Origin of the sequence: Streptomyces sp. NPDC001270 (assembly GCF_042896695.1) — a bacterium.
In the GTDB taxonomy this organism is placed as follows: Bacteria; Actinomycetota; Actinomycetes; order Streptomycetales; family Streptomycetaceae; genus Streptomyces.
Genome location: NZ_JBIAXM010000001.1, coordinates 590,756 through 602,585 on the forward strand (window position 1 = coordinate 590,756; position 11,830 = coordinate 602,585).

General features: G+C 69.5%; 10 protein-coding genes and 1 pseudogene. 4 read left to right on the forward strand and 7 right to left on the reverse strand.

The features are described from left to right. Positions 1-225 precede the first annotated feature (225 nt). A pseudogene (locus ACFY2B_RS02700) lies at positions 226-780 on the reverse strand (DUF6415 family natural product biosynthesis protein). A 258-nt stretch (positions 781-1,038) separates the two neighbouring features. Here ACFY2B_RS02700 and ACFY2B_RS02705 point away from each other — a divergent pair. The 4 genes from ACFY2B_RS02705 to ACFY2B_RS02720 all read left to right on the forward strand — a co-directional run bounded on the left by ACFY2B_RS02705 (position 1,039) and on the right by ACFY2B_RS02720 (position 4,878). Then, positions 1,039-1,782 carry a GntR family transcriptional regulator gene (locus ACFY2B_RS02705; RefSeq protein WP_376524369.1) on the forward strand — a complete coding sequence of 248 codons (744 nt, stop codon included), beginning with the start codon at positions 1,039-1,041 and terminating at the stop codon, positions 1,780-1,782. A 48-nt stretch (positions 1,783-1,830) separates the two neighbouring features. Next, entirely contained in the window at positions 1,831-2,715 is an 885-nt protein-coding gene (locus ACFY2B_RS02710; RefSeq protein ID WP_390761298.1) for a class I SAM-dependent methyltransferase, read from the forward strand. Between the two features lie 807 nt (positions 2,716-3,522). Then, the gene (locus ACFY2B_RS02715) at positions 3,523-3,858 is read left to right on the forward strand and encodes an antibiotic biosynthesis monooxygenase family protein (RefSeq protein WP_376524371.1); all 336 of its coding nucleotides are present in this window, start codon (positions 3,523-3,525) and stop codon (positions 3,856-3,858) included. Positions 3,859-4,167: 309 nt separating this feature from the next. Beyond that, positions 4,168-4,878, forward strand: a complete 711-nt coding sequence (locus ACFY2B_RS02720) for a DUF4232 domain-containing protein (protein ID WP_390761299.1) — start codon at positions 4,168-4,170, stop codon at positions 4,876-4,878. Between the two features lie 18 nt (positions 4,879-4,896). Here the strand turns inward: ACFY2B_RS02720 and ACFY2B_RS02725 are convergent, their stop codons facing one another. The 6 genes from ACFY2B_RS02725 to ACFY2B_RS02750 all read right to left on the reverse strand — a co-directional run bounded on the left by ACFY2B_RS02725 (position 4,897) and on the right by ACFY2B_RS02750 (position 11,477). Next, positions 4,897-5,508 carry a hypothetical protein gene (locus tag ACFY2B_RS02725; RefSeq protein ID WP_390761300.1) on the reverse strand — a complete coding sequence of 204 codons (612 nt, stop codon included), beginning with the start codon at positions 5,506-5,508 and terminating at the stop codon, positions 4,897-4,899. Next, the gene (locus ACFY2B_RS02730) at positions 5,495-7,048 is read right to left on the reverse strand and encodes a substrate-binding domain-containing protein (RefSeq protein ID WP_390761530.1); all 1,554 of its coding nucleotides are present in this window, start codon (positions 7,046-7,048) and stop codon (positions 5,495-5,497) included. The genes ACFY2B_RS02725 and ACFY2B_RS02730 overlap by 14 nt, the downstream gene beginning before the upstream one ends. Further along, the gene (locus ACFY2B_RS02735) at positions 7,048-8,223 is read right to left on the reverse strand and encodes a toxic anion resistance protein (RefSeq protein ID WP_390761301.1); all 1,176 of its coding nucleotides are present in this window, start codon (positions 8,221-8,223) and stop codon (positions 7,048-7,050) included. The genes ACFY2B_RS02730 and ACFY2B_RS02735 overlap by 1 nt, the downstream gene beginning before the upstream one ends. Before the next feature lie 15 nt (positions 8,224-8,238). Next, positions 8,239-9,324: a hypothetical protein gene (locus tag ACFY2B_RS02740; protein ID WP_390761302.1), complete on the reverse strand. Its 1,086-nt coding sequence runs from the start codon at positions 9,322-9,324 to the stop codon at positions 8,239-8,241. Between the two features lie 314 nt (positions 9,325-9,638). Then, entirely contained in the window at positions 9,639-10,097 is a 459-nt protein-coding gene (locus ACFY2B_RS02745) for a hypothetical protein (RefSeq protein WP_390761303.1), read from the reverse strand. Positions 10,098-10,265: 168 nt separating this feature from the next. Continuing rightward, entirely contained in the window at positions 10,266-11,477 is a 1,212-nt protein-coding gene (locus tag ACFY2B_RS02750) for a pyridoxal phosphate-dependent aminotransferase (RefSeq protein WP_390761304.1), read from the reverse strand. Positions 11,478-11,830 lie beyond the last annotated feature (353 nt).

The window sequence follows — 11,830 nt, forward strand, 5'->3', positions numbered from 1 at the left end:
GCCGCCGCCCTTCCGCCCGCCCCGGCGGAAGGACGGCGGCGGGCCTTCGCCTACCCGGCTCAGGCGAGGGTTTGCCCGGCTACGACCCTGACCCCTCGGTCGCCATGGGGGTGCGTCAGCCGGACGTCCGCGCCAGCACCAGGGCGAGGACCGGCGCGAGAGCCGGGGCGGATACGGCGGCCACGCAGAGTAGCAGTCCGGCGGCAGCTTTTACGGTGCCTGGCTTCACGGGGCCTGCGGAGCCTGCCTGGACGCGGCCTCGTAGTGCCCGCGCAGCGCGAGCAGCACGCGTGCCAGGCGGCGGGCGTGGCCAGGGTCTCCGCCGTACCGGGGGCTGGGCCCGGCGTCGAGCCTGCGCTGCGCCTCACCGATACAGGCGAGCGCGCAGTGCCGGGGAACGCTGTCATCCGGCAGTCACCCGGCCTGCCTTTCCACCTCGGGGATCAGCAGTTCCAGGTGGCTTCGCAGTTTCGTGGTGAGGACGCCCAGGTCCTCGGGGACCGGGGGCAGTCCCCCGGCCCCTCCGTCCGGGCCGAGCAGGAGGGCCGTGGTCCTCAGCACGGCCGCGATGTCGGGTGGCGAGGTGGCGCTGCGACTCCCGGCGGTGGCGCGCACCGGATCCACACTCACCGTCCGGGACTTCCGGCATCCCAGGCAGTCGCACGGCGGAAAGCCCGAACTGAACGGCAGGGGCCGGCTGCTGCCGGGCGGGACGGTCACCGTGCCGCGCTCCCGGATGACGGTGCCGTGGCGGTTCACGGTGTAGACGCGGATGGTCATGCCGCCGGTCTGTGGATCGGCCGGGGCCGGTGCCGGGGGCCGGGCGATATCGTTCGTCAATGTTGACGCTCCCTCTCAGGTTGGGCGTTGGCCATGCCCCGGGGCCGTTGCGACCGGCCGCCGGGGTTTCTGCGTCCTAGGGCAGAAACTAGCGTGTCCTAGGACAGTGAGTCAGCGACTTTGTGCAATTACCCTCGCCTGGATTACCTGTGTCCTAGTACAGTCAGTCGTGCCCTAGGACACCGACTGGGAGGTGTCATGCCGGACCCTGAGTACCCCTACATGCGAGTTGCCGAGCGCATCAGGCGCCGCATCCTTGACGGCGCGCTCAAGGAGGGCCAAAAGCTCCTTCCCATAAGGGAGTTGGCCAAGCAGGAGGGTGTGTCCGTCGCCACCCTCGGCCGTTCGCTCGACCAACTCCAGGTCGAGGGCTACATCACCACCTCACGCAGAGGCACCTTCGTGGCCAACGCGCCGGAGGTAGCCCCCTCCAGCTATGACCGGATCACTCGCGTACTTCGTACCGGTTCCGTCCTCGCCGAGGGCGAAACGATGGTGGTCACAGCGGCCGAGCTGATCAAGCCGCCGCAGTACGTCGCGGAGATCTTCGACCTCGATGAGGGTGCCCAGGTGGTGCGCCGCCAGTGGCACACCGGCAAGGGCCAGCAGCGCACCGGCCTGTTCGTCACCTGGTACCCCGCGCATTTCGCCGCCTTGGTCCCCGAGTTGCTGTCCACGTCCCGGCAGTCGTCGCCAGGGTTGCTGGTGCGTATCCAGCAGGCCACCGGCCGACGTGTGATCGCAGGCCGTGATGACCTGCACGGCAGGGACGCGGATGCGCGCGAGGCTAATTTCCTTGCGCTGCGTATCGGGTCGCCCATCCTGGCCGGTGTCCATCGGCTGTGGGACGAGCAGGGCGTCATCGAGTACGGCGAGTGGTGCCTGCCCTACCGGCTGGCCGTCGGCTACGAGTACTCCTTCGATGCCGCGCCGGATGCCTGATCCTGGATGCACTCTCCACCGTCCGGCTTCCACCACCAGAATGCCCGCATGCCCCTTCCTGAGCTAGCGCCGGAGATCCTGAGGTTCTACAGCGAGACCATCGACGAGGCGGACCGGCTGACCACCACGGCCGACGGGCGCCTGGAGATGGTGCGCACCCAGGAGTTGCTGCGCCGATACCTACCGGTCCCGCCGGCCCGTATCCTCGACGTCGGCGGCGGTCCTGGCGCCCACGCCCGATGGCTGGTCCAGGACGGATACAGCGTGCACCTGGTCGACCCGATCCCACGGCATGTCGAACAGGCCAAGGCCGCCGGTGCCACGGTCGAAGTCGGCGATGCCCGCAAGCTGACCGCCAAAGACGGTGAGGCCGACGTCGTCCTGCTGCTCGGCCCGCTCTATCACCTGATCGACGGCGCAGACCGCCGGCAGGCGCTCGCGGAGGCATACCGCGTACTCAAGCCTGGCGGTCTGCTGGCCGCAGCCGGTATCAACCGCTACTCCAGCCTGTTCGAGCACGCCGCCTTCGCGCACCTGCACAAGGACCAGATGCGGACAAGTATCGGTGGCATCCTCGCCTCCCAGATCCACGACGGGAAGAAGGCGTTCACCGCCGCGTACTTCCACAGCGGCGAGCAATTGCGGGAGGAAGTCGCCGCGGCCGGATTCGAGGCCGCCGAGGTGCTCGGTGTCGAGGGCCCGGCCTGGTCCATGCTCGCGGCGGCCGAGCGGAACACCGGCGACGACTTCCGCGACAGCCCTCTGTTCGAGTCGGCGCTGACCGCAGCGCGTATGGCCGAGCCGTACCCGGAGCTGCTGGCGGCGAGTTCGCATCTGCTGGCTGTCGGCCGACGGCCGGGGCCGGGTCACGGCCAGTGGCCGAAGCACGGACAAGGGGAACCGGTCGGCCCTGCCGGGCGTGGAGGCCGGTAGGAAGCTCTCGGTACCTTCAATTCGCTCCAGGTACCGCACACTTCGGGCAGAAGCGGACACATCTCATAGGGCCATAAAGTTATGTCAGCGCTTCCGGCAATCATTGTATGTTCTTCCTCGTCATGCTGGCGGCATGGATAGTTTCCGCATTTGTGAGCGGCCGGAAGGATGAATAGCGGTGGCGGCGGTCGGGCGTTTACAAGGCTCAGCCCGGTGAGTTCGCCTCAATCCGGGGAAGAAGTACGGGAGTCCGGCAGCGGTCTCTGCCGGGGACCTGGGGGCTTTTGGCGAACCGGCGCCCCAGGGTGCTGAAGCCGACGAGAATTTCGAGGGTGCGCTGGGGGCGCCACGGCGCCACCTGCATCGTGGCCGACGAGTCCCGGCTCGATCCGGCCGATGTGCTCACCACCCTGCCGTCAGTGTGCCGGTCAAACTCCAGGTGTATCCGAACTGTCGTCTGGGCAGGCTACTTGGTCCGTGCAGACGGGCTGGACGACCTCCATGCCGCAGAAGCTCCAGACGATTCAGGCAACTTGTTAGCCACCGGCACTAATCGGGACTTCGTTGCATGCGCGGCAGCCCGTCACACCACCGTCATAATGCCCTGACCGGAACGGATTCTTGACGGATAGGACTTTGCAACTGCCCCCGGAAGCTTGTTGACATTGAGCCGCCTATTGCTGGAGGCTCACTACTGCATGAAGATTCACTTCCTGTCCTGAGGTCGCGGCTATGAATCCCGACACGCGCGCGTGCACAAGCCGCTGGTGCGCAGTGCATCGGAACTCAAGAGGAGATACCGGAGACATGTTCATCGCCACCAACCGCCTGTTCGTGTCACCTGACCAGTCCGAGGAATTCGAAGCGCTCTTCCGCAACAACATGAACAGCTATCTTGCGGGAGTGAAGGGTCTGCGACGTAGCACACTCCTGCGCCCTGTCAGCGCTGAACATCCGTACGTTTCGATCAACGAGTTCGACAGTGAGGATGACTTCCGGGCGTGGGTCGTATCAGATTCGTTCAAGCAGGCACACGCGCGGAACCGGGGGATAGCCCGGAACGTCACGGGAAATGTCGTGGAAACTTTTCAGGTAGCCGAGGATCTGGTACTTGTCGAAGGTGATTCCGCGTTCCACGGCTGAGGGCGGTTCTGGGGCTCGGGATCGGTACCCTCGGTGGCTGCTTTCACGGTGCCACGCCACGGACACCGGCCCGATCGATGGAACAACGTGCGCAGTTCGCCTGCCCGGGTGCGGGGTGCGGGGTGCGGGCACGGCTGGCTGCCGGCCATCGTGCCGGCCACCGCGTTCGGTATGTCGCGAGCAGACCGCGCTTATGTCACAGGAGTGTCCTGGCCCGGCCCGTGTGCGAACAACTCCGGTTCCGCGGTCCTCCAACAGCGCAGAAGGGCCCGCACCGGGTGGGCCGGATCCCCGACCTACGGAGAAGACATGCGCAGCAGCAAGAAGCTTCCGGTTCTCGCCCTCGTCGTTGCGGCGGCCGGCCTGTCCCTGACGGCCTGCAACCCCGGCACCACCAACGCCTCCGGCACCGTGTCGGCGTCCGGCTCCGTCGCCGACCAGGCCGGCTCCTCCGGCGGCGGTTCCAGCACCGGCGGCACGACTGCGGGTTCCGGCTCCCAGACCGGATCCGCCGGCAGCGGTTCCAGCGGCAGCGGTTCCAACAGCGGCGGCACGAGCGGCGGCTCTGGATCTTCGGCTTCCGGTTCTGGTTCCGGGTCCGGTTCCGCATCCGGCGGCATGTGCAAGACCGCGAACCTCACCTTCTCCGCCTATCACGGCATCTCGGGCGAGGGCCAGGAGATCGTCAGCCTCAAGAACAGCGGCTCCAGCACCTGCACGATGCACGGCTTCCCGGGCGTCGACCTCTCGAACGGCTCGGACACCACCGTCAGCGCCGACTGCAGCAACTCCGACGTACCCACCGTCAAGCTGGCCCCCGGCGAGAAGACCGAGTTCGTCCTGAACTACCCGTTCAACAACAGCGGCGGCACCGGCTTCACGTTCACCACCCTGATCGTCACGCCGCCCAACGAGACCCACTCCAAGACCCTCAGCGTGGCCATCAACGTCCCCGTCGACAACCCTGACGCGCCCAGCAACGGTGGCATCACCGTCAACGCGGTCGGCGCGGGCAAGTAGCCGGGCCGCACGCCGACTTCAGTTCGAGCGGTCTTCCAGGTACCGGGTGTGCGACTCCTGCCGCCGGGCCTCCGCCTCGCGCAGCGCCGACGCCAGCCGTTCGGCCTCCTCGTGCAGCAGCGTCAGCTGGCGCTCCAGGTGCCGCTCCGGCGGTTCGGTGCCCGGCGTCAGCCGGGTCCACCACCGGGTGCGGACGAACGTGTCGACCGCCTCCGGGATGTCCTGCCGTACGGCCCTGGCCAGCGCGTGCAGGCCCTCCGGGTCCTGGGCCAGTACCTCGGTGACCCAGCCCGGGTCCAGCAGGGCGGTCAGCAGCTCGGTGAGTTCCGTGAGGCGTCCGGCCGCCGCGGGCGGCAGTTCGATGTCCGCGAGATAGCCGCGCAGTTTCTCGTAGTCGCCGCGCAACTCGTCGAGCTGGGCGGTGGGGTCGGGGAAGTCCGGGACCGCGGGCCGCTCCGGCGGGGCGATCAGCGCGCCCGCCCCGTACAGCCCGGCCACCACGACCGGCCAGTACGGTCCGGCCACCCCGGTGAAGGTCAGCACGAGCCCCGCGAGGCCGCCGGCGCCGCCCGCGATGTTCTTGCGGGACTCCAGATAGCGTACGAATCTGCTGGTCCTACTGGTAGCCACGGATCTCCTCGAAGGCGCCGTCGAGCGAGCCCGTACGGGCGTCGAACAGCCGGCCGCCGGTCAGGTCGGCGATGTGCGCCAGCTCCGCCTGGTCGGAGTCGCCGAAGAGGATGGGGAAGACCGGCGTCTCACGCTCGGCCTGGGTGAGCCCGCGGTAGAAGGCGTCGAAATCCCCGGCCTTGGCGCCGGTGGTGTTCTCGCCGTCCGTCATCAGCACGATCGAGGTGAAGGTATCGGCGCCGCTGCCCAGGTGCTGGTACGCCTTCTCCAGCGAGGTGTAGACGGCGGTTTCGCCCTGCGCGGTCAGCGCGTCGGTGTCCGTGCGGATGCCGTCGAGGCCACGCCGCGGGTCCGCCGGGCTGACCACATGGGTGCGCACGCCCTTCACGTCCGAACCGAAGGGCATCAGGGTGACCTCCTCGCGCTCGCGGAAGTCCCCGGTGAGATCGGTCAGCGCCTTCTTCAGCCGGTCCAGCCGGTCGCCCTTCATCGAGCCCGAGGTGTCGAGCACGTACACCGTGCGCGAGGGGCGGCGCAGCTTGTTCTCGTACGCGTCGACCAGCCCGTCGGCGACGGAACGGGTGCCGGGGAAGGGCAGTTCGCGCCGCCGGCCGGTGTCGAGGCCCGCGGCCGGTTTCACCGAGGGGACGACCGGACGGCGGTGCGTCTTCTCGGTGATCATGCGCTGCGCGGAGTCGGTGCGCAGCGCGTCGGTGAGCCTCCGTACGTCCTGCCGGGCGGTGGCACCGGCGGAGGCGAGCGAGGAGAGCGGGTAGTCGGCGGTGATCACACCGTCGGTGGGCCGGATGACGGTCAGGCCCGGGATGCCCTTGAGGACGGACTCGTAGTTGAGCAGGGCGTCGACGTTGCCCCGCCGCTCATACGCCTGCGCGAGCCAGCCCGACGAACCCGACGTCAGCTGCTGGCCCTTGAAGAACTCCTTGAGCCGCGGCGCCGCCTTCGCCACGTCCGCGTCGGTCAGCGCGGACTGGGCGCCGGAGAGGGCGGAGGCGACCGAGACCAGTGCGGAGAAACCGGAGTTGGAGCGCATCGGGTCGGTCATGCCGTAGGTCAGCTTCCCGTGCTGCACGGCCTGTTCGACCCGGGCCCAGGTGACGTCCGACGGATTCCAGTGCAGCCGGGTCAGCACCGGCTGCGGGATGCCGATCGCGACCGGACTCGACATGATCGGCGTCTCGGAGACGACCTTCTTCGCCGCTTCCGGACGCAGCCGCAGGTAGTCGTCGGACGACAGCCACAGCGCGTCGTACTTGCCGTCGGTCAGTCCCTTCGCCACCAGGGTGACCGCGTCGAGGGTGCCCATGTAGGTGGGCTTGACGGTGATGCCGGTGTCCGCGCGGATCTGGTCCAGCACCGGCGCCATGTCGGAGAGTTCGCTGGAGGCGAGGACGCGGACGGTGCCGGGCCGGGCCCGGTCGCCGTCGGCGGTGTCCTTGCCGTCCTTGTCGCCCTGGCCGGACGTACAGCCGGTCAGCAGGAGGGCGGTCGCGAGGGCGGTCAGGACGGTGCGGTGCCGTATCACGCGAGGCCCCCGTCCAGGGCGCCGCGGGTGCGGCTGCGCTCCAGGTAGCCGCTGGCGTGCTGGAGTTCGGCGGTGAGGTTCTCGACGGTCGTCGCCATCGCCTCGGTGGCCTGGACCTTGTAGGTGTCGATCGCGTCCAGCGTGCGGTAGATCTGCTGGAAGGCGGAGCGCAGGGTCTCGGCCCCGACGGCCGGGTCGGCGGCGATCCGCTGGATCTCCCCGCTCTGCGTGCTCAGCATCTCCGCGTTGCCGCGGATCAGGTCCTCGGTCGTCCCGCGCAACGCGTTGACCTGCTCGATGACCTTCTTCTGGTTGTCCAGGGCGGAGGCCAGCATCACGGAGATGCGCAGTGCCGAGACGGTCGTGGTGGCCGCGCGGTCGACGCCCTTGATCAGCTCGTCGTTGTTGCGGCGTACGACGTCCATGGACAGGTAGCCCTGGGCGCACACCGCGAGCTGGGTCAGCAGGTCCTGGTGCTTCTGCCGGACCGGGAAGAGCACGTCCGCGCGGAGGGTGTCGGCCTGCTGCGGGTCGGCGGCCTCCACACCCGCTATGTGCGACTCGACGGCCGAGTCCAGGGCCTCGGTCAGGACCACGTACTCCTGGAGCTTGCCCATGGTCTCCCACAGCCGCACCCGCTCGGTCTGCAACGCGGCGTTGTCGCGGCGCAGTTCGTCCTGGCCGCCGCGGAGCGAGCCGACGATCCTGTTCAGGGTGCCCTGTGCGGAGGCGTACTTGGCGACGTGGTCGCGCAGCTTGTTGCCGCCGGGCAGCCGGGACAGGAACTTGCGGCCCTTGTTCACGGGCAGGTCGCGGGGGTCCAGGTCCTCGACGACCCGGCGGAGTTCGACGAGCGACCCGGCCACCTTGGACTGGGCGTCGCCGCCCTTGCTCGGCAGGCTGTTGACGGCGCGTTCCAGCATGCGGTTGGACTGGGCGGCGGCGCTGCGCATCTCGCCCGCGCCGAGGCCCGTGATCTCCCCGACCTTGCCCGCGAACTCGGGCGAGCGGGAGTCGAGGGCGGCCAGCCCCTCGATGTACGTGGCGGCCTTGCGGGCCATGTCGGCCCGGACGCTGTCGTCGACGGGCACGAGACCGCCGGCCTTCTCCCGCGGCACGGGGGCCACGGCCTCGGGCGGGGTGAGGGTGAAATCGCTGTCGGCGCTGGTCACTTGGAAGGTTCCCCCTTATCCGCGGGCCCGGCGCGCCATCTGGTGCAGCACCTCGGAGGTGGGCACGGGCGCCTGCCGGACTCCGGTCAGCTTCTGGTTGAGATACGCGGCGTCGTCGGCCGTGGCCGAGACGAACTCGGCGGTGTCGCCCTGCGGGCGGAAGCCGTGCTGGACGGCGAGCCCCCGCAGGGCCGGGTCGGTGCTGAGCAGGTCCCCGAGTTCGCGGCCCGCGTCGGTGAGCGGTACGACGGTGTGGTCGCTGTTGACGGTGGTGTCCGGGTAGAGGACGACCAGGTCGTCGACCGAGTGCTGTTCGCGCAGCAGCGTGGCGACCTGGGACTCGTACACCAGGACCAGCGGGTTGCCGGCCCCGCTGATGAAGTCCCGGAAGGGCCCGTCCGAGCTGGACTGCTGGGCGCCCTGGACGGTGATGAGCTTGTGCAGCAGGGGCGCGGTGCGGTCGATGTCGGCCGTGTTCGCGGCCACCTTGCCGCTGCCCGCCACGTAGGAGGCGTCCGCCAGGTAGAGGGCGCCGGAGTTGGAGGACTCCGGGTCGGTGCTGGTGATGTAGAGGGTGCCCGTCAGCTCGGTGTGCTTGTCGGCCCCCTTGAGCTGCTGCCAGGTCCGGTCGTGGGCGGCGGCGCCGAGGTAGGCACCCATCTTCAGGGTGCCGCGGCTCTTGCCGTCGAGCGTGGCCAGCCCGCCTGCGGCGAGCACGTCGGCCGCGTTGCGGTGCGCCACGACGACGAGCGGCGAGTAGAAGGGGCGGGGCAGCGGCTGGCGCGCGTGGTACTTCTCGGCCAGCGCGTCGGCCGGGGCCTGGCTGGACGGGAAGGCGAAGTCGTACCCCTTGAGGCCGAGGTTTTCCATCGCCCATGACCCGGACGACTCGGTCTTGACGGTGAAGCCCTTGGCGGCGAGGGCCTTCACCACAGCCGGATCGGCGAAGAACTCGGCCTTCTCCGATCCGATCACTCCCTGCACGGTCTTCGTTGCCGTGCCCTTGTCCCCATCGTGTCCACCCTGTCGGCCCAGCACGACGGCCGCCACCACACCGCCGATCAGGAGCACCGCGAGGACTATTCCCGCTATACGTCTCACGCCGGGGACACTGCTCCCGGAACTCAACGTTCAGTAGGTGCGTGGGTGAACGGAGGGTGTCGGACCGATCCCGTTATGCAACGGGAATCGGTCATTCCCCTTGCTGCCGTGGGGAGTTGGCGCGGGGGCCGGTGCGGGGCCCGGTGCGGGGCCCGGTGTGTGCTCGGTGCGGGGCCCTGCGTGCGGGTCGGTGCGCGGCAGGGCGCGCGGTCGTGCACGGTCCGTGCGGGGCGGATACGGGTCTGGTGGCACCCGGTCCGCGCGTCGCTGCGGGAGCGCGCGGACCGGGGCCGTCCGGGGGACCCTGGCCGGGGTCAGTGGGCCGCGCTGAGTTCCTTCTGGCCGGCGCCGGGTTCCGCGAGGCCGGTCAGGGCGGCGGCGTGGGCGTCCATCCGCTCGGCGGACAGGATCGCCGCCGTGGTGTCGGCCCGGGACGCCGCGACGACGAGGGCGCGGCCGGCCAGTGCGTGCGCCCGCCGGTGCAGGGCGGCCGGGCGCCGCTCGGTGCCGGTACCGGTGGCGCGGGCCGGGGCGGCTCCGCCGCGCAGCCGGGTCACCTGCTCGGCGAGCCGCGCGGACGCCGCGTCCAGTTCGCCGGCGGGCGCGAGGGCACGCAGCTCGTCCGTGACGGCGAGCAGCGCCGCGAGGTGTCCGGCGAGCTGGATGTCCAGCTCCTCCTCGCGCGACCGGTGGGGGAAGTCGGAGGGGGTGCCGGCCATCGGGCCACTGTGGACGGACCGGGGGGACGGTCCGGTGCGGATCGGTTCGTACATGGGAGATGGCCTCCTGTGCGCTGACAGAAGACCATCCTAGCTTAGATTTCGTCTAAAGTTGGCTCTGGTCCCGAAAGTGCGTGATGTCGGTCACACGGAGTGAGCCCCGGCGGCGGGTCGAGACCGAGGCGGGGAGCGGGCGGGCCGGGGCCGGTGGGGACGGGCTAGCTAGGGCTGGGAGTAGCCGTCCAGGAACGTACCGATCCGGGTCACCGCGTCCCGCAGGTCCCCGGCCGTCGGCAGCGTCACCACACGGAAGTGGTCCGGCTCCGGCCAGTTGAAGCCGGTGCCCTGGACGACCATGATCTTCTCGCGGCGCAGCAGGTCGAGGACCATCTGGCGGTCGTCCTTGATCTTGAAGACATCCGGGTCCAGGCGTGGGAAGAGATACAGCGCGCCCTTCGGCCGTACGCAGGACACGCCCGGGATCTGGGTCAGCAGCTCGTAGGCGACGTCCATCTGCTCCTTGAGCCGGCCGCCCGGCAGCACCAGTTCGTTGATCGTCTGGCGTCCGCTGAGCGCGGCCACGACACCGTGCTGCCCCGGCATGTTCGCGCACAGGCGCATGTTCGCCAGGATCGTCAGGCCCTCGATGTAGGAGTCCGCGTGCGCGCGCGGGCCGGAGATCGACATCCAGCCCACCCGGTAGCCGGCCACCCGGTACGCCTTGGACATGCCGTTGAAGGTCAGCGTCAGCAGGTCCGGGGCGACCGCGGCGGTCGGGGTGTGCGTGGCACCGTCGTAGAGGATCTTGTCGTAGATCTCGTCCGAGCAGACCAGCAGGTTGTGCCGGCGGGCGATGTCCGTGATGCCCTTGAGCATCGCCCGGTCGTAGACCGCGCCCGTCGGGTTGTTCGGGTTGATGACGACGATCGCCTTGGTGCGGTCGGTGACCTTGCGTTCCATGTCGGCGAGGTCGGGCATCCAGTCGGACTGCTCGTCGCAGCGGTAGTGCACGGCGGTGCCGCCGGCGAGCGAGACCGCCGCCGTCCACAGCGGGTAGTCGGGCGCCGGTACGAGGACCTCGTCCCCGTCGTCGAGCAGCCCCTGCATCGCCATCACGATCAGCTCGGAGACGCCGTTGCCGATGTAGACGTGCTCGACGTCGGTCTCGATGCCGATGGTCTGGTTGTGCATCACCACGGCGCGGCGCGCGGCGAGCAGGCCCTTGGCGTCGCCGTAGCCGTGTGCCGACGACACGTTGCGGAGGATGTCCTCCAGGATCTCGGGCGGGCACTCGAAGCCGAACGCCGCCGGGTTGCCGGTGTTCAGCTTGAGGATCCGGTGTCCGGCCGCCTCCAGCCGCATCGCCTCCTCAAGCACCGGGCCCCGGATCTCGTAACAGACGTTGGCGAGCTTGGTCGACTGGATCACCTGCATGTCCGCGAGCTTACGACCCGGTAACGCCTCCCGTGCCGTGTTTTCCACCACGTGAGACGAGAGGTTTGCCCAGATATCACCGAAAGCAGCAGCGGGATCGCTCGTGGCCCGCGCGATCCGCCTCCATGTCCCTCCATGTCCCTCCAAGTCCATGGAACGGAGATACGGGGCGAGGGCGTGCGGCACGCGGGTGCCGGGCGGCTGCCCTCAGGGACCGCCGCCCCCGCCCTGCGGGGTTTTCGCCTCCTGCCCGACGGCGGAGCGACTGGCCGCGGTGCCGCGGGTGCGGATCCGGCACCCGGGGGAGGGGGTCGGGTGCGGGGCTGCGCCCCTCGGGCGTGCTGCCCCGGGTG